We start from the raw sequence: 20,832 nt of genomic DNA, 5'->3' as shown, positions 1-20,832 counted from the left end.
CGAGCGATTCCGGTATTGTTAACTTAGCTTATGGGTTGGCTTGGTATAATACTGGTTATTTTTGTATATATCATTTGTTTGAAAAATATACAATCACAGGTGCTATCTCGATTACAGTAGTAAATTTGACGGATAATATAGCACCAAAAGTTATGTTGATACTGAGTATAAAATCCAGAATAAACTCTGCGCGAGAAATTCTAAAGATAAAATGTGGCAGCAATATGTGCCATAAAGCATTGAAATTTAATGTTTTTTGAAGTTAAAATCATTTGATCGTTATTGAGGTGTGTACTGATAAGCTGCATTGATTTAGTGTATTAAATCCTACAGGCATCTGTGAAACGAAGTGATATCAGCGCAATATTGCCAATGAGGTTTTAGTGCAACCACTGAATGCGTTATACGAGATTTATGAAAAAAGTACTACTTAGCTCAGTAGTACTTTTTCTGTTTTACAGATTACTTTTTAAATCTTCGTACAGCAAAATCCATGATCCCGAGTGCTAAAATAGCAAGACTAGATAGCTCTGATACTTGTGCACTAGCTACTGATGTTATAGCAACATTATCAATATATCAGAAGCGCCAGTGTTATCGCTTCTTTGGCTTTAGTAAAAGTTTTAAGATAGAAATATTTTAAAACTAATGTCTTATATCGTTATTGGTTAGCTATCCAAACTGTTTGATAGGGAGATAAGATGAGCTCTTGGTTTAACTCGGTAATTTTTGTCTGGCTGATCAGCTCTTGCCATGATTCAGTGATGATTAAATTAAGCTCGCTTAACGGCAATGCTACCGGTTTATTGGAGATGTTACTGACACAAAATATACTTTGTTTTCGGTTCTGACTTTGTCGCCAAAAACCAAACAACTGCAAGCCTAAATGCAAAGTAAATTGTGTAGCATTGGGGTGAAATGCCGGCTGTTTAATACGTATGTCTAATAAAAACTTTAATGTTGATAACACTTTATAGTGATGTGAGTGGTTGTCTGTTAGCACAGCCTCTAAGCTATCTTCTTGCCAGCGATGGCGGTTAATCGATCTATTATGATGAGTGTTAGCTAACTTGTTATAGTCATTCTGGGTTCCTAGTATGCTATGGATATAAATACCGGGTATGCCTTCAAGCGCAAACATAATGGCATGTGCGCAAATAAAACGTTGAAAATTCCACTGATCTTTACCGTCAACAGTACCTTGTAGTGCATCGTACAGGGCAATATTCATTTCATAAGCTTTTTGCTCGCCATTGTCTGTAGTTCGCCATGAAATTTTGCCACCAAAGTTTTCAACGGTATGAATTAAATTATCAAGTTCCACATCGCTTAACAGTCCTTCAGCGGGGCGCAAACCAATACCGTCATGAGAAGCAATAAAATTAAAATAAAGCGTGCCATCTTGCGCTGGTGGCATGCTCATTAACCAGCGCTTTAAGTATAAACAGTTACCGGTGAGTAAAGTATTGAGCAATAAGGGGGGGAGTGAAAAATTATAAATACCGTGCGCTTCATTGGCGTTACCAAAATAGGTCAAATTTTGGGTGTTAGGAATATTAGTCTCGGTAATGATAATTGCGTGTGGCTCAGCGGCTTCAATTAATGTTCTTAATAACCTAACCACTTCATGGGTTTGTGGTAAATTGATACTTTTACTGCCAACCACTTTCCATAGAAATGCGATAGCGTCAAAGCGGAATATTTTTACGCCGTTATCAAGATATTGTCGAATAATCGAGGTAAAAGTTTTTAATACTTCAGGGTTACGAAAATCAAAATCAACTTGATCATGACTAAAAGTACACCAGACAAACTTTTTACCTTGGCCCGTTTCAATCTCTTTAAGTAGCGGTGAGGTTCTAGGCCTTACTACTTCACTTAAATCATCCTCAGGCTGTGCGGTAAAGAAAAAGTCATGTCCTATGCCTTCGCCCTTAATAAAGTTGTCAAACCAGGCACTTCGGCTTGAACAATGATTTATCACCAGATCTGACATTAGCTGATATTGTTGGCTGATCTGCGTAATGTCCTGCCATGTACCTAATGACTCATTAACCGATGAATAATCAATAACCGAAAAACCATCATCAGAGCTATAAGGAAAAAATGGTAAAATATGCACACTGTTAATGGTATTTTTTAGGTGGGAGTCTAAAAATTTCTTTAATGTTTTTAGCGGTGGCTGATTTGGACTGATAATGCTATCGCCATAGGTGATCAGAATAATGTCGCTTTCCGACCAATGATTAGTAAAAGGCGTTGGTACCGCGACATGATTTGCCAAGCGCATAATATCAATCAGTGCATCTGCAATATCAGCCGATTCTTGTGTAATAGCCACGTTTTGATAAATAGTATCAAGTTGCTGAATGAGCTTGTTTTTTAACTGTTCAATCTGCGCTGGCATAAGCGGTGCTTTCCTTTAATGCTTGACTAAATTCTTGATTATCCAATTCCACGGCTGTTTTCAGTTGCGATAAAATATCAGGAATAGCACTGACCACACGATTCCAAGACGGTATAAACGGTGTTTCCATCGGGTTCTCTAAAAAGGTGTTACCGGCGGTTAAAATATTTTCGGCAAACATTTCTACGGCTTTTTCTTCGTTATGAATATCGAGTTCAAGGCCATTCATCATCGCGTCATTACGATAAGTTTCAACATAGTCTAAAGCGATACGGTAGTAAGTGGCTTTTAAGGTTCTAAATTTTTCAGCGCTGAAGGTTTCACCTTGTGTGGCAAGCTTTCGAATAAAAGCTTTGCTGATATCAATCGACATTTTTGAAAGTCCGCCGGCAGTGTTATCTAGCGACAAATCTTGATGTTTATGGTCGTAAGTAGCGGCAATATCCACTTGGCATAAACGGTTCGGAGAATAGTTGCGATACATTTCAGAGAGTACGCCAATCTCTAAACCCCAGTCACTGGGAATACGAATGTCGTTTAAGACATCGCGACGAAATGAAAACTCACCAGCAAGTGGATACAAAAAGCTGTCCATGTACTCTAAATAATCACAATGGCCGACGGTTTTTTTCAATGCCTTGATCAAAGGTGTGACCAATAAACGAGAAACCCGACCATTGATTTTTCCGCCAGCAACACGGGCATAAAACCCCTTAGAAAATTCATAGTTAAAGAGTGGGTTGGCAACCGGATAAAGAAGTCGGTCAAGCAGTTCTTTTTCATAGGTCAAAATATCACAATCATGTAAGGCAATAGACTCGGCTTTACCCGAAGCCAAAATATAGCCCATGCAATACCAAACGTTACGGCCTTTGCCGAGCTCTTTTGGTGCTAAACCAAGTGCTTGTAGCTTGGCGTCGATTGCTTGTAGCCTAGGACCATCATTCCACAACACGCGGTGATGCTGAGGCAACTGTCCAAAAAATGATAGCGCATGTTTGTATTGCTTTAGATCGGCGCGATCTAGGCCAATTACAATTTCAGATAAGTACTTTACGTCTTTTATCTTATTAATAATATCGGGTAAGGCTTTACCTTCTAATTCAGAAAATAACGAAGGTAAAATAAGCCCTAATGAACGAATTTTTGAAAACTCGAGTAATTCGGCCGCCATATCTTCAGGCTCACGCTGAGCCAAGTTATGTAATGTAGTAACCGTACCGTTTTGATAGAAGTCAGCCATGGTTTACCTCTTGTTTTATTAAACTAAATTAGGTTGAATTAAATGTGAGTCGAATTGATTGGTTAAAAGCTGCTGTATCGCATCGGCCCAACCCTCAGGACCATATCGTTCGGTTTGACTCGTTTTATATTGCTGATACAGTGGCGGAAAGTCATGAACAGGTGAGCGTATTTGCACGGCAATGTCAGCTGCCTCTAACATCGGAATGTCGTTTTCGCCATCACCTAAGGCGATGGTATAAACGCTGTTGTTAGCGAAATGTTCTCGATATTGTTCGGTTAACCAAATCAGCGCTTGGCCTTTATCACAGTAGCCACCAATATGCATAAACCGGCCACCTTGAACAACGCTTGCGCCTAATTCAACAAGATGCTCTATAAATAATTTCTTGGTTGGTTCATCGCCAAGCCATTGCACAGGTTCGCCGTATTGTCGTTGTTTTGCGCGTTCAGCTTGGGCTAAATCTAAGCCGGTGACTTGGCATAATTCAGCGCTAGAGAGAGTTGAAAATCCTTGGTAATAAGGCTGAAATTGTTCACATTGTTGGCTCAGTAGATCTAGCCAATGCTGTCGTGGAGAACAGAATGATTTTAGCCAGTAGTTTCCGAACACTTCTGTGTCTTCGGGCTGTGTTTTAAAGGTATTGATTGGAATATAAATGGCGGCACCATTTTCGATAATAAAAGGGGTTTCAAGTTCTAGCTCTGCACGAATAATGTTTAATTCAGCCAGTGTTTTACTGGTATTTAAAATGACCGGTATTTTAGCGTCATGCAGTTGTTTTAGTGTCGGCTGCGCAGCAGTCGACTGATAGCTATAGTGGTCAAGCAAAGTACCATCGAGGTCACTAAAAATTAACGTTTGCTTAGCACTCATTCCGCGTCCACTATCGGCGTTTTTGTTATATTTCTTGCATGATCTAAATAAAAAATGGCATCCGCTGACTGCGAGATAGTGTTACAAGCCTGTACGCTAAGTCTTTGAAAATACTGTGTGAAATTTAAAACGCCAGCAGGTCCCATCACCTTAGAATTTGCCAGGTCGATATTTCTTGCCTGCAGCTTTTGCTCTTGCTCTAAACGCCATTTGTAAACACAATCAAATGACGGTGCTTGTAGTGCTAACCAAAAATCCATTTCTTTATATAAAGGTTGGTAATAGCTTTTTAGTTGTTGATTAACATAATTTCGCCACTGGCCATTCACATCATGTTTAAATTCCAGCTCGTTAACGGGAGCTGCTAGTTGCTGATCTGTTTGTGGTTTTACGCCCCAACACCATCCTTCTAATAAAATAATGTCTACTGGCTTGTCAATAACTGGCCATTGGCTCTCAGGATAGGGTTCATCGGTTGCTTTATTAAATCGTGGCATAGCAAAGCCGGTTTGCTTGGTTTTTAACTTATTTAAGGTTTGCTTTAGCGCAGCTATATCGTGAGTGCCGGGCACTCCTCGTGTAGCTAATAAGGGATGAACTTCATGTGCCAGTTGCTGGCGTTTTTCACCGGTCAGATAAAAATCATCTAATGACATTACCATAATGGTTAATTGGTAAGTGGTCGCTAAATATTCTGCCAGGTAATCTGTTAACGTTGACTTACCACTGCCTTGGCAACCATTGATACCAACAAAAAAAGCGCCGTCATGTTTACCAAATTGGCCAAATATCTGCTCGGCGAGCGGTTGGTAGTGCTTTTCTGCCGTGAATTTAAATGTTTCAGGCAATTTATGTTGCTTAATAAAGGTTGAAAGCATAATTCCCACTGTCGCTAAAATATTCGTTATGGTTGTTATTATACCTTCAACTCCTGTGCCATTTTATCTAGTAGCTACTGAGTCGTTGTAATGTATTGTAAAGTAAGATGTATTTATTTTTATCGATGAAGGCTAAGGCATTTTAAAATTAAGAAAAGTGCACTAAAATAAGCCACTGCTTTGTTTTGGTGCAATATAGAGGGCGCAACAAAACAGCTAATATTGTTAAGGTAAGCGTGACTAAACCGGTAAGCGGGTTAAATATTATGTTTAAAGTAAACTTTTTGCTTTATGACTTCGTAAAATCAATATAAATAATAGCGCTAAATTAAACGGGTGTAATGCTATGAAACTTTCTCAGTACCTTTATGTGTTCAATCAAGTGATTTCAGAGGGTGAAAAGCATGATGATAAATACTGTTTACATGGGCTTAATGCTTGGCATGACTTAGACGGTTACACCTGTTACCTAAGTTATAACCAAGTGACCATGTCGATGTACTTTCATGGCCGCTTTGCATTTGATTGTGAAGACGAAGCCAAGTTGCAGCCGTTTAATAAGCTTGTGGAAAAAGTATATTCCCCCTCTGCGATGAATAAAAGTTAGTTAGGAGCATGATGAATAAAATTAGCCCGAAAGCACTGCTTGATAGTAAGTGGACAAAAATAACCGTAGAGAATAAAGAAAAGCACTTTGCCATTACCAAATTAACTGTTGATGAAGAACAGCGCGTGACTGCCTGTGTTATCGAGGCAGTGATTAACAATAACGAATATGTCATTAATTGGCGTGACCTAAAAGACAGCAAACAATGGAAGATGGGTTGGCAGTAACAACTGTAATAGCTAAAACGATAGAATTACCAAGGTATTTTCTTGCCTTGCCAATCCAAGTAGCTTGCCTGACCGTCAACAACCGCTGATTCAACAATGCTGAGTAATTGGCTAGCAACGAACTGGCTATTGAATAGTTTGTCTTTAGGGACATTTTTTTGAAATGGTTTCGACAGCGGGCTATCGGTAGTACCAGGATGAAAAGAGATTAACTTGATGTTTTTAGCTCTTCGAGCCAGTTCAACTGCGGCCGAGGTAATGAGCATATTCATCGCCGCTTTTGACGCTCTATAACTGTACCAACCACCTAATTTATTATCGCTAATACTGCCAACGCGGGCGCTAAATACCACCACTTTACATTCATGCTTTCCGGCCAATAATGGCGTTAAATGTTTTAACCACAGCATAGGAGTAACGGTATTAGCGGTCAGGGTTTCAATAAACATCTCTGTAGAAAAATCTTCCAAGCGTTTTTCCGGCTGGCAGCGCTCGTTGTGCAAAATACCGTGGCAAATAAATACCTGTGTAATAGTCACCGGCATGCTGGTTTTTAGTGTTTCTACCGCTTGGCTAATCGCTTTTTCTTGATAGTTATCGATACTAATAACTTTAGTATTAGCGAATTGTTCTTGTTGATAAAAGCTACAGTCACGGCTAATAACAATGAGTTGTGTAGCCTCATTGCTAATAGCTTGTAATGCAATTGCTTTCGCTATTGGCGCCAATGATCAGCGCTGTTGGTGATTTCATCTTTACTCCTTTGCTCGGCCGCTGTCTGTTAACTCTTTAATACGAAAAAGTGTCGCGATGAGATCAACGGGGGTCATTTAATCTGAACCTGAAATAATTGTAGAATTTCACCAATAACGAAAACTCTTGAACTCTGGCATTAGGGCTTACAGCTCAATAGGAATAAATTTTGTGCGCATTGCGGACTCTAGCAGTTTTTATTCTAACGTCCGCTTAACTAATAAAGCGGTCATTAGCATCGAAGATAACCTTGTGACTTCTGTTAGCCAATAGCAGACATTAGGTTTATACCTGTACTGTCAACTTGTGAGCCTAAAACTGCCACATATAATTTAAAAATGTCTATTAATTTACACCTAAAATCTTATTCAATACTTTTCGTACAATTATCTACCCAATCTCAAAAACGGACATTAGAATCAACTAAGGTCCACATAAAATAGAGTATTAATTCTAAGGCGCAATCGCCCCCATTGCACCACAGAAAGTTGTAATGTTTTAACATTACCTAAATAGTACATCATTATTAAAAACACGCCCTAATAAGTTTTTCAAAGCACGCTAGCAAGTTATCATGGGTGGTCTAATAAGGTTTCCTAATCAGTTAAGCTTGCATTAATAATCCCAATATCTGCAGTAAGATTGCTTTTGCCTACTATGATTTCTGTTTCATAGTGAACTTTGGCCTCTTTTGATCCGCAGATGATATTAAACTTATATTGAATATCTTTTGGTGATACAGAAATATTGGCTTCAAATTGTTGCTTCAATTTTTCTTTATAAATGACAAAGGAGCTCTCTGCAATACTTATTTGAAAAGAGCAAGATTCTTCATTTTTAAGAGATTTATAAAAGTTTTTTGACAATTCAGCTTTGACATATGCTGAGTTGTCACCGATCGTAATACAAGCCGTTAAAATCAGAGGTAACAGTAGCATTATTAATTTATTCATCATTTCCTCATGTGCTGATTTATTGACACCCTAAAATTAGCTAAATTATCTCTCGCAAATCCCTTAGCTTGTCTTTCATATTTGTTATCATAACCATTAATCATCGCTTCCCAAAGATAGCTAGATTTTGTCATTTCTCCAGTATTCCATTGCTCTACTACATGGAAATATTCTTCTAATACCGTAAAATCTAAATTATAACCGCCTTCCCCAAAAAAGTTATTATAAGAATTACAGTTTGGACAAGTTTTCGGTGAAATATGAGCCCAAATTTGATTTACATCCGTTGTTGCTAAAACTTGAAGCAACTCAGCTCGCCCATTTTTAGCCCATTTTACGTCCCAAACAGTTGGTCCAAATAGTCCTTCAAGAGCAAGTAACAGAAACTTAACAAGCCACCCATAATAACTTGTTCAAATTTCAATCAATAAGCTACACTGAATTTACCTTAATTCAGTGTGGTGATTGTCATGCCAAAACCCCGTTCACAACAAATTAGTTTATCAGATACGCCGTATTATCATATTTGTAGTCGAACCGTGCGCAAAGCCTTTTTATGCGGCGTTGATACCGAAACAGGGGTTAGTTTTGAACACAGGCGTCATTGGATTGAGAAGCGTATTTTTCAATTATCTCAAGTTTTTTCTATTGATATTTGTGCCCATGCCGTTATGCATAATCATTTACACTTGGTATTACATGTCGATAGCGAGCAAGTAAAAAAGTGGTCTACACTGGACGTGCTTACCCGTTGGCATAAACTATTTAAAGGCACACACCTGACCAAAAAATATCAGCATAACTCCCCATTAGATAAATACGAACTCGAGATGGTGGAAGAAACAGCAATGGCGTATAAACAACGCTTAATAGATATCAGTTGGTTTATGCGTTCACTGAACGAGCCCATTGCTCGACAAGCCAATAAAGAAGATAAGTGCACGGGACATTTTTGGGAAGGTCGCTTTCAGTCTCAAGCCTTATTAGATGAAGGTGCTTTATTGTCGTGTATGGCTTATGTAGATTTAAACCCTGTACGTGCGGGTATCGCCGCGACACCTGAGCAGTCGAGCTTCACCAGTATTCAATTACGTATAAAAGCGGCCATAAAGGGCAAACAACCCTCAGCTTTACTGCCCTTTATCGGTAATGAACATCAAAACAAAACCACCGGCTTAGCCTTTAGCTTAAAAGATTACCTAATCCTCGTGGATGAAACAGGTCGAATACTGCGGGAAGATAAACGCGGGGCAATTAACGCTAAAGTTACTAAAATACTCGCAAGGTTACACATCAGTGATAACAGTTGGTTAACACTGACCACGAATTTTGAAGGTGTTTTCACCGGCGCGGTCGGCACAGCAGAGCACTTGTGTGTATTTAGTGAACATGTTGGCTTAAAACGCACGCATGGTATCGCCAGTGCAGAAGCCTGTTTGAATAGCGCCTAACACTTATTTTTAATTAAAACTTAATCACTAAAAAGCTAAAACCTAGGGTTATCTTCGTATAACAGCATTAACTCGCCTGAAATTCACTGACTTAGTCATTGGTAAGTGATCATTGTCAACCGAGTACCTATTGAGTGAATAAATGAGGCTTTGTCTGTTATTACAATGAGGGAAACAGTGTTATGTTATAACTTAAACTTATTATGGGTGGCTAAGTTAACAGCTAAGTTAACACAACACATGCATCACCTGACTTACTTTTTCTATTCTAACTATGTAACCAAATTCATCATGCCGCTACACCAACCTGTTTGCAGAAAAAATAATATTTTCTCCCCCTGATAGATTCCTTCCCATCGATTAAAGTGGGCTAAGTGGATAGAGACTACCCACGAATACGATTGATAAACTATTTAGGAGTAATAAGCTATGTCAGATTTCAAAGACGGTATTAACGATATATTAGCCGAAGGTGTTGATGCGCTAGATAAAATTCGAACACCAAAAAGTCGTTCAGCTGATGCGATCGAACGCTGTGCTGCACTGTTAGAGGCTGATGTTCCTTCGCGTATAATAGCTTTACTAATGGAAGAAAACACCGGAGAATCTTTTAGTGAGCAAGATGTCAGTTCTTATGGCAAGCTATACAAGGTGTCACATTCAAAGGTGGCTCTTACTAAGAAACAGACAGTAGCCCTAGTTCGAAATCAAAAAAGAAAGATGGCTCATTTCCCCAAAGATTATCTAGCAGAGTAAATGACAGTGTTTTATGAACATATTTTGAAGGCAAACGACCTTACTAACGACATTGCTACACTTAAGCCTTACCTTACTGATATGGTTGGCCTAGAAGGGGAAGCTAGTTCTTCGTTCGTGCAAAGAAATGTTGTTGGTCGAGTAATTGGTTGCCCTTGGGGCAACCTGCATGGTTACATTTTTTCCAACCTTACCGATGAACAGAAATGTGGAATCTATGAATCAGCTTACGAGGCTGGTTACCCGAGTGATGAATTGCCATCGAAGAGTGAAACAGAATTCTTTCATTACTTAGAGTCGAGGTACGGGGGGAGTGTAGAGGATCTAAGTAAGGATATCCGCACCGATATTAAAAAAATCACTTCCCTGCCGTTTAAGGATTGGGTCAAACAAGACCGAGTTGTAGCGTATCGCGTACTAACTTTGCTATATCGGTTACATCGATTCCGCCCGAAGTTGAGAACATTGTTAATGAGTGACTCGGATAACTCTTGTAGTTTTGAGTTTAGAGCCGAATGGCCACTTCTAGAAGATAAGGCGATGGAAAACTCCTCCATCTTGTCAGAGCTGCTATGCAGACTTAGCTTTATGATGCCACGCCAAGAACAGAGCCAAGCGCTTGAGGTGCGGGATACTCTTTCTAGAGCTCAGGATTATGTAGCTGATGACTTCCTGAATCTATACCGAGATGGGATAAGCAAATTAGGTCTCAGCGAGCAAAAAAGTCTTGAGTTAGTGAAGGTAAAGATTACAAAGTGGCATGAAGCGTTACCGAACTGTGATGATAGTAATGAACCTCGTTTAGACGTGCTGTTGAGTCACTATATTAATGTACGAGCTTTTAGTCAGAGAATTAAATCGAACAAGATTATTACTGATATTGTACTGGCATATCCTCTTGACCTTAATTCCTATGCTACAAAGTCTTGGGTCAACAAATCAGAGTCAGCATGCCTTACATATTTAACGGACTCCCCAAAGCCTTTAAGAATCAAGCCGACCTTGAATGAACAAGCGGAATTTGTAGAGTCGATTGTGGCCGGACCTTTAACACAGTTAGAATTAGAAAGAACAAAAGCACTTAATTTGATAATCAAAGCCACTATATTGCACGATGAAAAACAGGGAGTGGAAGTTCCATCAAGAATTACTGGATTAATCAATGTGGAGAGTTCACCAATAGCTCTTTTAAAAAAAGCAGTACGACAGAAAGCTGAGCATGGCATAGTATTGAATCCAAATGCATCACCAGAAGGTCTAAGTAATTATTGGTTTAGTCGTATAGCATTAGCGATAGCTCGGCAAAATTATGGAAAAGAACGTGGAAATCTTCAATTCACACATAAAGCAATTATAGAGCACGAAGTTTGCAAGCTCTTGATTGAATATGTCAATAAAGGTGGGCCGAGTGCTAGCCGACAATTATATAAGCTTTATGTAGCGCCTTAAATGAGCAAGCATCAATTGTAGTGGACTAGTGATTTTGGTCAGGTACATGTATGAGAAAGCACATGCTTGCAATACTAGGAGTAATCGGAAAAGTTAGAGTTCTCTACGAATCGTAACTCAAAGATGTCCAAATACGAATTGGTTGAACGCCCGCTATTGCAATTGGATTTAAGGTATTAAGTTAGTGGTGAATGGCCGAAAATGGCACAAAGAACTAAACCGCTCGCGCGGTAATGGCGTTCTTGGCTACCACTGAATTCCTTTTCAACCTTTGTACTTTTTACGACTCTAACTCCTCAGGCATTTCGCCTATAACCCGAGGAGTTCATCTCATGAATATCAGCACTTACTTCCCACCTGAATTACTTAAACGTCTTGAAGACGATATCACCTTACGTAAACTCGGCTCAGGTAGTCTCGTGGCCTACGTTAGAGGGATTTCTAAACTCTGCGATTATCTGCAACGCTCGCCAGAAAATATTACGGCTGAAGACTTACGACTATTCCAATTACATTTAGTTAATATTGGCACCACAGGTCAAACGATTAATGTCACCTTGACCGCCTTGCGCTTCCTATACAATATTACACTGGATAAACCCGAAGTCGTGTATAAGCTCAGCAGTGTACCGGTCGCTCGTAAATTACCCGAAATACTCAGCATGGATGAAGCCAAACAGCTCATTGATTCGGCGATGCACCCGAAATTTAAAGCGGCATTGGCCGTAGCTTATGGCGCTGGTTTACGGGTGAGTGAAGTCGTCAATCTCAAGGTCAGCGATATTGACAGTGAACGAATGGCACTTCGGGTTGAACAAGGTAAAGGCCAACGAGACCGTTATGCCATGTTATCCCCGGTATTGCTTGAACACCTGCGCAACTGGTGGCGCTTTGCTAATCAACAGGGGCAGATGTTTGAAGGGGGTTGGTTATTTCCGAGCAATAACCCTATCTATCATATGACCTCTCGCCATTTGAGCCGAATATGTAAAGCCGCCGTTTCTACAGCAGGTATCACTAAAAAGATATCTATGCATTCCTTGAGGCATAGCTTTGCCACGCACTTATTGGAAGCCAAAGTGGATATTCGCGTGATACAAGTACTGCTTGGACACAGTAAACTCAATAGCACCGCCTTGTATGCGCAAGTTGCGACGGATTTATTAAAAGAAGTCACGAGTCCGTTAGATACCATCATGAAGAAGAAAGGTAAAGCAAAGGAGTGAGTCGGTCATGTCTCGCCCTAAACTGGAAGTAGCGGATGTGTTTCGTGTTGCGGGTCAAACTTATCGTGATGAGAATGCAGGCCATTTAAGCTTACAACAACACAAAGTCATGTCAGCCATTGAACACTGTCGAACCAGTGTGCTCGGGGGGGCATGTTTTGCAATGCCCTGAATGTGAGCATGTTCAGGTTGCCTATAACTCTTGTCGAAATCGCCATTGCCCGAAGTGCCAAGCCAGCTCAGCTAAACGCTGGTTAGAGGCTAGGCAAACAGAGCTATTACCGGTTGAGTATTATCATTTAGTCTTCAGTTTACCTAGCGAACTTGCTGATTTGGCTTATTACAACAAGGACGTGATGTATGGAATTTTGATGAAAACGGCAGCACAAACCTTATTAACCATTGCGGCAGATAAAAAACATTTGGGCGCACAAGTGGGGGTAACCTTCGTGTTGCATACGTGGGGAAGTGCCATGATGCACCACCCACACGTGCATGGGATTGTCCCAGGCGGTGGACTGTCTCTCAATGGTAAACAATGGCTCAGTTGTAAAAAAGGCTTCTTCTTGCCTGTTCGGGTCTTATCGCGTCTGTTTCGCCGTTTGTATTTAGCGCGGCTCAGCGAGGCTTATCAGCAAGGTAAATTACAGTTCTTCGCCAACACGAAAACGCTAGCAGATGAGCATGAGTTCAATGCTTGGTTAAGTAAACACCGTAAAATGGAGTGGGTTGTGTATGCCAAACGCCCGTTTTCTGGCCCTGACGCCGTATTAAGGTATTTGGCTAGATACACTCATCGAGTCGCAATTGCCAATTCTCGCTTAGTGTCGATGGATAAAAATACTGTCAGTTTCCGCTGGAAAAACTACCGTGTCAAAGCACGATGTCGACAACGTGTGATGCAACTGAGTCATGATGAGTTTATACGTCGCTTCTTGCTGCATGTACTGCCCTCGGGCTTTCACCGTATTCGTCATTATGGTTTAGTGGCTAATGCCGGTAGAAAGCGAAATCTGCAACAAGCAAGGCGGTTACTCAATGTGCCAGCGCTTGAGACAGCAGTACAGGAAGCCGCAGAAGTAGCGAAGCTAGATCGTACTGATCCCTTTATCTGCCCGAAATGTCATACGCCAATGATGATCATTGAGTTGCTTGTTGGGATAAATTATCCTCGCGCTCCGCCTGAGAAGATCATTAATCCAGTAGAGAGAATGACGTTTAAAAAAAGGACAGTATAATCGTCAGGGATAGCTTTGCCTTACTGGCTGAAAAGGCGTTATCACATCAACAAAAGAGAGAGTATTTATGATGGAAAATCGAATGGTTGTGACTTACCACGGTCAATCCAGACAAGTTAAGATAAAAGCCACCCTACAACTACCACCCACAGAGATACAATCCCCATAGGCACTTGCTTCCCGCGGTTTCTTCATTGTGGGCTTTGTCGACATCCGCTCCAATTAGGGCATCATCACGGCTTAGATCATGACACTGATGATCTACAAACCTACACAAAGAAGTCATAAAATCCAATTAGTGAAATGTCCGCAATCGTATCAAAGTGATCGTTAGGCGGGATGATTTTTATTCGTAAATTTAGACCGCTTTGTGGCCAGCCTGTGTAAAAACTCATTGTTGTTTATATAAATTTTAAAATACGTTTTACAGCTTAGTTTGTTTATTTTGGATGAGAGTCAAATTTAAAATAAAAAGATAAGGTTAGAGCCTTATATCTTGGCCTTTATGGCGCTCATTAACCCTTCAATACCCATTATGTTTAACATTCGCTTGAAGTTATAAGCCAGAACATGGAGATTCATTTCGGTTCGGACGTTTTTAAATCGACGAGTGAGTAAATGTGTCATCCCCATCCAACACTTAATCGTACCGAACGGGTGCTCGACACTCTGTTTTCTAATTAGCATCAAGTCTGGCCGTTTTTTCATTAACTTATCCATATTGTCTATTCTGTCTTGATGCTCCCATCGAGTTATCTTTCTTGGTGTTGCACTTTTGGTACATTGTGGCTGCAAGCTACAATGTCGGCAATCTTTGACTCTAGCTCGGTAATGCATCAAATATAAATCACGATCTTTTGTCATGGTTTTACCTGGCATTAATTGACTGTTGTTGGGACAAATATAAACCTCTTTTTCTTTATCATAGGTAAATTTAGAACGATTAAAGATGCCTTTTTTATCGCTACCTGAGGTATCTCCCTTTGGTACAAGTGGTGATGTGATGGACGCTCCCAATTACGGCGTCAATGCGCCAAACTGGTTAAAAACAATCAGTTAATTTAAGGAACGTCCGTCATGAAAGTTAGCACAATATCAATTGATTTAGCAAAAAACGTTTTTCAACTCATGGGGTTTACTGAGGCTAATAAAGGCGTTTTTAATAAGCGCTTGAACCGCGCTCAACTGAAGCATTTTATGCAAATGCAACCCCCATGTCGTGTTGTGATGGAGGCCTGTTATTCTTCTCATTATTGGGGCCGGTTGTTTGAATCCATCGGTCACACTGTGCACTTAATTCCTGCGCAACACGTGACACCTTTTGTGCGAGGAAACAAGAATGACAGTAACGATACACTGGCCATATTCGAAGCAAGTAGGCGACCTTTCATTCGGTTTGTCCCCATCAAAACCCAAACTCAGCAAGAAACGTTAATGCTACATCGCTTGCGAGAAAGGTTACTTAAAACACGTACAGCGGTCACTAATCAACTACGTGGTTTATTAGCTGACATTGGCCTTGTTTTCCCGTTAGGCATACCTGCTTTTAATGAAAGTATGCAAGCATTATCACTTGATACCACGTTATCGGTATCAGTTCAGTGGCTAGTTAACGATGTTTATCAAGAATTCAAAACCTTAAACCTACGTATTAAAGCGATTGAAAAACAATTAAAAACTGACATTGAAGCCAATTCATTAGGGCAAATACTATTGAGTATCCCTGGCATTGGTTACCTCAATGCTTCTGCCTTTATTGCCTCTATAGGCAGTGGACAAGCCTTCACCAGTGCACGCGACTTTGCTGTTTGGCTAGGCATTACACCCAAACAATTTGCCTCAGGCAATAAAAGCGTGATGGGCGGCATCAGTAAACGTGGAGACCAATACCTGCGTAAACAGCTTATCCATGGTGCGCGTGCCATCATCGTTCATGCCAGAAAGAAACACGATGCATTGAGTGTGTGGATAACCCAGTTAAGTGCACGAAAACCGTTCAATTGTACCGCGGTTGCCACTGCGCACAAGTTAGCACGCATCATGTGGACATTGTTACAAAAGCAATGCCATTACACGCCTCAACCGGTTAAGGTAATCACATGATTGACGACCCGTTTTACCCTCTAGTAAGCCTGTGTAGGACAAAGGCCATGAGTCTGTGTGGGTGTTTAGGCTGCTAGAGGGGACTTAATTTATCCAGAAAACTTTTCAAGACTGTTGTTGATAAGATGAAAAAAAGGCACTAGCCAACTAGAACAAAGCCTGTGAGAGGACAAGTGTATCTATCACGTTTGGGTGAACAATGTTTTAAGGTATTTCTAGTTCGCAACTTATCTGGAGCATGGATAACAAACCATAGCTCAAATATATGTCAGTACAGTTTGCTTTAAGCAAGCGAAAGCGCCTGTCATCATGAACAAAAGTATGAAAAGAGTAATGCTCAGTAATCAAAAACATAAGCCCGTTTTGTTATGTTTTCGTATTCACTTGGGTTGACATCAAGGAAGCGTCCATATATGTCATACCAGCATCTTGTGTGTCTTTGATATCTTGGCCGCTGAAGTAACCCTTATCTGCGATAACTGTTAGGTCTTTTCTTTTTAGCGCGTGTTGAGCTAAAACCGCTGTAGGACAGAGTTGGCCTCGGTCAGTGGTATTGGTCACTTCATGTGCAACAATGAGATGATGCTTGGTATCAACAGCACTTTGAATGTTGTAGCTGACGACTCTCGTCATACCTTGAGTTTTCATCAACCTTGAATCAGGATCAGTGGTGGATATTTGTTTTTCTGGATGGTCTTTGACTTCTTTTTCTAGTATTTTTAATTCAGCGAGTTTTTGTTTTAAATTGCTAATAGTTTCTTGTGTTGCCTTGATTGTTTGAGGGCTATGTTGCTCTTCATCAGCTCTGTCTAGTTTTTCTAAATAGTTACTAATATGTTTTTCAACTCGCTCAATATGAAAGGCCATTTTCTTTGGGGTGTAATTGTTATCTTTGTTGTTGCTAGCTTTAAATTTACTGCCATCAATGGCGATCTCACCTTCATCAAACATATGAAGTTGTCTACATAGCTGAACGAATGTACGGCAAACATGCTTAATTCCCTTAGCATTATTTTTCCTAAAGTCAGCAATGGTTTTAAAATCTGGAGCAAGTCGTTCAAGTAACCACATGAGTTCAATATTTCTATTCGCTTCAATTTCTAATCTTCTAGAGGATTGGACTCGATTAAGATAGCCATAGAGATAGAGTTTTAACATGACAGCAGGGTGATACTTAGGACGGCCAGTAGACTTGATGATCATGCCCGCGAAACCTAACGCTGCTAAATCCAATGCCTCAATAAACACATCAATGACTCTGACGGTATTTTCAGCAATAACAAAGTCATCGAGAGATTCTGGAAAGAGTGTAGATTGGGAGCGGTTAACACCTTTAATAAAGCCTGACATGATACTTACCAATAAAGATTAACTTACTGATAAGTATAGCAAACGTGTGTTTTTTTGTGGATAAGGTTAAGACCGATTGATCATAACTATCAGGTGGTTATACGAAAAAGTGATCAAAAGGTTTTCACACAGTCTGTGGCATTAGTGAACATACGAGAGGTTTATTTCAAAGATTAAGGACAATCACAAAACGTCATTAATATGTTGAATTTTCTCATACTGTGACGCGTTTCTCATTATTTATGACGTTCCAAATAATAGCGATGATTTATCTTGAGCTTACGTTACTTAGCAATATGCTTGATGATTTCATTGCTGATAAAGTTAATACGCTGCGCTCTATGTGAGTATTGGTTATGACAAATATAGAGCGGTTCATCAATAGTTTCAGTTAGATGATGAATCTTAATTAAGCTCGGCTGATGAAAAGCTAAAGCCGCATATAGCGGCAATACCGTAAAGCCTAACCCTAAGCTCACCGGCGCTAAAATTAGGCTTATTTGATTGGAAAAACCTTTGTGTTGGAACTGGCTAATATGACTAAACTCGGTAAAGTTTTTCTGCAACAACAAATTAGCGTGATGAGCTGCATCAGGGTGATCAATAAAGCCTAGTTCGTTCAACACTGGCCAAGTAATTTGGTTAACAGCTGCCGGTGTTACTAATACTAAGGGTTCAACGCCAATGGCTGTGCTATTGATACGATGATCTTGTGGCTTCTTGGTTACCAAACCGATATCAATGTTACGTTCAATTAACGCCAGTTCAATACTGTGATTGGGCGCAAAGGTATAATCGAGTGATAATTTCGGGTGCTCTTGCTGAATAGCGATTAACTGTGGATAAAGCTTTAGTCCTATACTGCCGGGAGAAGAAATACGTATATTGCCAATGTGGGCGTCATCTTGTTTGATTGACTGTGCAAGGTCATCACTTTTTTCCAGTAACAACTTTCCCTGCTGATATAAGCGTAAGCCTTCATCGCTTAAAGTAAAAGACTTGCCCTCTCGAAGCAGCAGCGTCACCGCTAGTTGTTGTTCAAGTTTTTTAATATGTTGGCTGACTCCTGACTGCGTCATAAACAAAACCTCTGCTGTTTTGGTGAAATGACCAACCTCAGCAAGGGTACAAAATGTTTTTAACCAGTTAAGATTTATCATAACAAAACGTACTCATATCCATAATAAATGATAATTTTTTGTATTCTATCAGCTGGGCTATACTTTTGCTATCAACGTTAGCGAGGAAAAAAACATGAGCAAAGCATACCCAAGAACATTTTCACATATCGGCATCTCAGTACCGAGTGTAGAAAAAGCCGTTAAGTTTTATACCGAAGTACTTGGTTGGTATTTAATTATGGAGCCAACAGAAGTCGTTGAAGACGACAGTGCTATAGGCGTGATGTGCACCGATGTATTTGGTGCTAATTGGGACAAATTTAAAATTGCCCACATGTCGACAGGTGATCGTGTTGGTGTCGAGTTATTTGAATTTAAAAACCAAGAAAATCCAGAAAATAATTTTGAATATTGGAAAACAGGTGTATTTCACTTCTGTGTTCAAGATCCAAATTTAGAAGAATTGGTCGAAAAAATTGTTGCCGCCGGTGGTAAAAAACGTATGGCTGAGCCACGCTATTATTATCCAGGTGAAAAGCCTTACCGTATGATTTACATGGAAGACCCGTTTGGTAATATTTTAGAAATTTATAGCCATAGCTATGAACTAACCTATGCCGCTGGCGCATACCAATAAGTTATTGGCGCTAGATTTTCTGCTCTAAGTTACGGAATTTAGGCAGTACATGAAACAAAGCAGCCCTTGTTGGGCTGCTTTGTGCTTTTTGTCATTTCAAATGTCTGCAGTAAATAGCAAAGTTAAATACTGCAAAGCTTGTTAATCATTTACTGCTTTAAATATCGCCGTTTTGTGCATCCTCCTTAGCCATAAGCCAAATCATAAAATTGAGATACTTTCCTCATTTCGTTCTAAATTTTAGCTAGTTTTACTTACAAGTAAGCAGTGGTAATCGCTACAAGGATTTGTTATTAATAGGTAAATAAGATGGAAACTTTCTTGTAGGAACAAAGTTTCCTTTGGTTAAGTTGTTATGCGTAAATGTTAACTTCAACTAAGGAGTATCATGCAAAAAGGTAATTCATACATACTTTTGGATGAAAGATGGAAATTAGAAGATTTCGCAATACTGACAAAAGAATATATGCAACTGTATGGTTTTTTTTATGCCTTACGTTCTGTTGAGAGTAATCAACTTTCACAATTAGAATTTGAAAGAATGCCTTGGTTAGGTGGCGGTAGTGTTGTTGGGTTTTTTAGTATAATGGGGAGACTTGTTCCTCCCGAAAATAACCCAGAAGTGAAACGCATCCAATATGCATCTCCAGGCTTCATTGAATTAACATTAATTACAGAGGTAGCAAAAGATATTGGTATTATTGTTTCATCTATATGTGCTTCTATTGCGAGTATCGCAGGAACTTACAGTTTAATTTACTCGCAATATCAAAAGCGTAAATTGACTCAACTAAAAATTAAAGATCTAGAAGCTAAACAATTAAGAGAAGAAATTATTTTTGTAAAAAACTCGATAAAACAGTTGCATGAAGGCTTCAGTCTAACTAATAACCAAGTTCAGTCTTTGCACAAAATATCGAAAGGCGATGAATTAGTTCAGTTAAAAATGTTACTTGCTTTATACCGGCGAGCTAAACCGATTGCAGAGCTACAAGCTAATAAGAAAGCCAATTTCAAAAAAGCATAGGAACTTTAAGCGGAAGCGTTTGCTCGATTTCGCTTTGCTAGAGATTTAATTAATATCTACTCAGGCTATTATTTGGCCAGTGACTAAACGAGGAACACATGAGAACACTACTACTATTATCGCTATTTGCATCGTCGGTATTTGCAGAAAAGCCAGATTTAGACACTTACTCTACGTCCCTAGAGTTCGCTCAGGTGACAGGTGTGCTTGCGACGCAGAAAGCTGATGGCAGTTGGTGCTTTGGTACGTCGGTTCGACATAATGATCAAGGTTGGCAACATTACGCCGATGGTTGGCAGGTGCTCGACCCTGACGGTAATCAAATAGCCTTTCGTTTACTGGGTCATCCTCATGTTAATGAACAACCATTCACTCGCAGCAAGTGTAATATCAGTGTCCCATCAGAGCTTTCTAAGGTCATTGTACGGGCCAAGTGCAATAAGCATGGTTACGGCGGTAAGCCATTTGTGGTCAACTTAAAGTCACGCTAACGTACTAACGTTTTTGCTAATTCTCATCACTAGAACATT

19 protein-coding genes and 2 pseudogenes are annotated in these 20,832 nt (G+C 39.8%); 11 read left to right on the top strand and 10 right to left on the bottom strand.

Going from position 1 to position 20,832, the window contains the following annotated elements:
- Positions 1–661: 661 nt before the first annotated feature.
- Genes FGD67_RS09260 through FGD67_RS09245 form a run of 4 tightly spaced genes read right to left on the bottom strand, consistent with a single transcriptional unit; the run spans position 662 to position 5,404 of the window.
- Positions 662–2,407 carry a sugar phosphorylase gene (locus FGD67_RS09260; RefSeq protein WP_257174738.1) on the bottom strand — a complete coding sequence of 582 codons (1,746 nt, stop codon included), beginning with the start codon at positions 2,405–2,407 and terminating at the stop codon, positions 662–664.
- Positions 2,391–3,650: a glycosyl transferase gene (locus FGD67_RS09255; protein WP_257174737.1), complete on the bottom strand. Its 1,260-nt coding sequence runs from the start codon at positions 3,648–3,650 to the stop codon at positions 2,391–2,393. Before FGD67_RS09255 ends, FGD67_RS09260 begins: the two co-directional genes overlap by 17 nt.
- Positions 3,651–3,668: 18 nt before the next feature.
- On the bottom strand, positions 3,669–4,526 hold the full coding sequence (locus FGD67_RS09250) for a mannosyl-3-phosphoglycerate phosphatase (protein ID WP_257174736.1): 858 nt from the start codon (positions 4,524–4,526) through the stop codon (positions 3,669–3,671).
- Positions 4,523–5,404: a kinase gene (locus FGD67_RS09245; RefSeq protein ID WP_257174735.1), complete on the bottom strand. Its 882-nt coding sequence runs from the start codon at positions 5,402–5,404 to the stop codon at positions 4,523–4,525. The genes FGD67_RS09250 and FGD67_RS09245 overlap by 4 nt, the downstream gene beginning before the upstream one ends.
- A gap of 346 nt (positions 5,405–5,750) precedes the next feature.
- On the opposite strand from FGD67_RS09245, the gene FGD67_RS09240 reads away from it, so the two are divergent.
- Together FGD67_RS09240 and FGD67_RS09235 are read left to right on the top strand one after the other, a co-directional pair.
- Positions 5,751–6,011 carry a DUF3081 domain-containing protein gene (locus FGD67_RS09240; protein ID WP_257174734.1) on the top strand — a complete coding sequence of 87 codons (261 nt, stop codon included), beginning with the start codon at positions 5,751–5,753 and terminating at the stop codon, positions 6,009–6,011.
- A gap of 8 nt (positions 6,012–6,019) precedes the next feature.
- Complete coding sequence (locus FGD67_RS09235; protein ID WP_373567867.1) at positions 6,020–6,238, top strand: TIGR02450 family Trp-rich protein; 219 nt, start codon at positions 6,020–6,022, stop codon at positions 6,236–6,238.
- A gap of 26 nt (positions 6,239–6,264) precedes the next feature.
- Here FGD67_RS09235 and FGD67_RS09230 read toward each other — a convergent pair whose 3' ends face one another.
- From FGD67_RS09230 to FGD67_RS09220, 3 genes are all read right to left on the bottom strand, one after another.
- Positions 6,265–6,966: an SDR family NAD(P)-dependent oxidoreductase gene (locus tag FGD67_RS09230; protein WP_257174733.1), complete on the bottom strand. Its 702-nt coding sequence runs from the start codon at positions 6,964–6,966 to the stop codon at positions 6,265–6,267.
- Between the two features lie 621 nt (positions 6,967–7,587).
- Positions 7,588–7,947, bottom strand: coding sequence for a hypothetical protein (locus FGD67_RS09225; protein ID WP_257174732.1), 360 nt, complete (start codon positions 7,945–7,947; stop codon positions 7,588–7,590).
- Positions 7,944–8,252: a hypothetical protein gene (locus FGD67_RS09220; protein ID WP_257174731.1), complete on the bottom strand. Its 309-nt coding sequence runs from the start codon at positions 8,250–8,252 to the stop codon at positions 7,944–7,946. The genes FGD67_RS09225 and FGD67_RS09220 overlap by 4 nt, the downstream gene beginning before the upstream one ends.
- A gap of 162 nt (positions 8,253–8,414) precedes the next feature.
- Between FGD67_RS09220 and FGD67_RS09215 the strand changes: the two genes are divergently transcribed.
- From FGD67_RS09215 to FGD67_RS09190, 5 genes and pseudogenes are all read left to right on the top strand, one after another.
- A complete protein-coding gene (locus FGD67_RS09215; protein WP_257174730.1) occupies positions 8,415–9,395 on the top strand; it encodes a transposase in 981 nt (326 codons plus the stop codon).
- Between the two features lie 429 nt (positions 9,396–9,824).
- Positions 9,825–10,151, top strand: a complete 327-nt coding sequence (locus FGD67_RS09210; RefSeq protein ID WP_257174729.1) for a hypothetical protein — start codon at positions 9,825–9,827, stop codon at positions 10,149–10,151.
- On the top strand, positions 10,152–11,600 hold the full coding sequence (locus FGD67_RS09205) for a hypothetical protein (RefSeq protein WP_257174728.1): 1,449 nt from the start codon (positions 10,152–10,154) through the stop codon (positions 11,598–11,600).
- A gap of 332 nt (positions 11,601–11,932) precedes the next feature.
- Entirely contained in the window at positions 11,933–12,826 is an 894-nt protein-coding gene (locus FGD67_RS09200) for a site-specific integrase (protein WP_257174727.1), read from the top strand.
- A gap of 7 nt (positions 12,827–12,833) precedes the next feature.
- Positions 12,834–14,064: pseudogene (locus FGD67_RS09190) on the top strand (IS91 family transposase).
- Positions 14,065–14,553: 489 nt separating this feature from the next.
- Here FGD67_RS09190 and FGD67_RS09185 read toward each other — a convergent pair.
- Positions 14,554–15,081 (bottom strand): transposase, encoded by a 528-nt coding sequence (locus tag FGD67_RS09185; RefSeq protein ID WP_257174724.1) that lies wholly within the window; start codon positions 15,079–15,081, stop codon positions 14,554–14,556.
- Positions 15,082–15,141: 60 nt separating this feature from the next.
- On the opposite strand from FGD67_RS09185, the gene FGD67_RS09180 reads away from it, so the two are divergent.
- A complete protein-coding gene (locus FGD67_RS09180; RefSeq protein WP_257171489.1) occupies positions 15,142–16,167 on the top strand; it encodes an IS110 family transposase in 1,026 nt (341 codons plus the stop codon).
- A gap of 420 nt (positions 16,168–16,587) precedes the next feature.
- Here FGD67_RS09180 and FGD67_RS09175 read toward each other — a convergent pair.
- Positions 16,588–17,517 (bottom strand): annotated as a pseudogene (locus FGD67_RS09175) (IS1182 family transposase); the annotation flags it as partial.
- A 284-nt stretch (positions 17,518–17,801) separates the two neighbouring features.
- Positions 17,802–18,677, bottom strand: coding sequence for a LysR family transcriptional regulator (locus FGD67_RS09170; protein WP_257174723.1), 876 nt, complete (start codon positions 18,675–18,677; stop codon positions 17,802–17,804).
- A gap of 94 nt (positions 18,678–18,771) precedes the next feature.
- Between FGD67_RS09170 and FGD67_RS09165 the strand changes: the two genes are divergently transcribed.
- From FGD67_RS09165 to FGD67_RS09155, 3 genes are all read left to right on the top strand, one after another.
- A complete protein-coding gene (locus tag FGD67_RS09165; protein ID WP_257174722.1) occupies positions 18,772–19,275 on the top strand; it encodes a lactoylglutathione lyase family protein in 504 nt (167 codons plus the stop codon).
- Positions 19,276–19,663: 388 nt separating this feature from the next.
- Complete coding sequence (locus tag FGD67_RS09160) at positions 19,664–20,302, top strand: hypothetical protein (RefSeq protein WP_257174721.1); 639 nt, start codon at positions 19,664–19,666, stop codon at positions 20,300–20,302.
- Positions 20,303–20,400: 98 nt separating this feature from the next.
- Positions 20,401–20,793, top strand: coding sequence for a hypothetical protein (locus FGD67_RS09155; protein ID WP_257174720.1), 393 nt, complete (start codon positions 20,401–20,403; stop codon positions 20,791–20,793).
- Positions 20,794–20,832 lie beyond the last annotated feature (39 nt).

The sequence above is a fragment of the Colwellia sp. M166 genome, from assembly GCF_024585285.1.
Taxonomy (GTDB): Bacteria; Pseudomonadota; Gammaproteobacteria; order Enterobacterales; family Alteromonadaceae; genus Cognaticolwellia.
Note: the sequence above shows the minus strand (reverse complement) of the source record. Positions and strands in the feature narration are given on the sequence as shown.

Coding starts and splice junctions, on each gene's coding strand:
- FGD67_RS09250 (WP_257174736.1), bottom strand. CDS start 4,526: ATGAGTGCTAAGCAAACGTTAATTTTTAGTGACCTCGATGGTACTTTG.
- FGD67_RS09245 (WP_257174735.1), bottom strand. CDS start 5,404: ATGCTTTCAACCTTTATTAAGCAACATAAATTGCCTGAAACATTTAAA.
- FGD67_RS09170 (WP_257174723.1), bottom strand. CDS start 18,677: ATGATAAATCTTAACTGGTTAAAAACATTTTGTACCCTTGCTGAGGTT.
- FGD67_RS09200 (WP_257174727.1), top strand. CDS start 11,933: ATGAATATCAGCACTTACTTCCCACCTGAATTACTTAAACGTCTTGAA.
- FGD67_RS09225 (WP_257174732.1), bottom strand. CDS start 7,947: ATGATGAATAAATTAATAATGCTACTGTTACCTCTGATTTTAACGGCT.
- FGD67_RS09235 (WP_373567867.1), top strand. CDS start 6,020: ATGATGAATAAAATTAGCCCGAAAGCACTGCTTGATAGTAAGTGGACA.
- FGD67_RS09210 (WP_257174729.1), top strand. CDS start 9,825: ATGTCAGATTTCAAAGACGGTATTAACGATATATTAGCCGAAGGTGTT.
- FGD67_RS09165 (WP_257174722.1), top strand. CDS start 18,772: ATGAGCAAAGCATACCCAAGAACATTTTCACATATCGGCATCTCAGTA.
- FGD67_RS09180 (WP_257171489.1), top strand. CDS start 15,142: ATGAAAGTTAGCACAATATCAATTGATTTAGCAAAAAACGTTTTTCAA.
- FGD67_RS09205 (WP_257174728.1), top strand. CDS start 10,152: ATGACAGTGTTTTATGAACATATTTTGAAGGCAAACGACCTTACTAAC.
- FGD67_RS09240 (WP_257174734.1), top strand. CDS start 5,751: ATGAAACTTTCTCAGTACCTTTATGTGTTCAATCAAGTGATTTCAGAG.
- FGD67_RS09260 (WP_257174738.1), bottom strand. CDS start 2,407: ATGCCAGCGCAGATTGAACAGTTAAAAAACAAGCTCATTCAGCAACTT.
- FGD67_RS09155 (WP_257174720.1), top strand. CDS start 20,401: ATGAGAACACTACTACTATTATCGCTATTTGCATCGTCGGTATTTGCA.
- FGD67_RS09255 (WP_257174737.1), bottom strand. CDS start 3,650: ATGGCTGACTTCTATCAAAACGGTACGGTTACTACATTACATAACTTG.
- FGD67_RS09215 (WP_257174730.1), top strand. CDS start 8,415: ATGCCAAAACCCCGTTCACAACAAATTAGTTTATCAGATACGCCGTAT.
- FGD67_RS09160 (WP_257174721.1), top strand. CDS start 19,664: ATGCAAAAAGGTAATTCATACATACTTTTGGATGAAAGATGGAAATTA.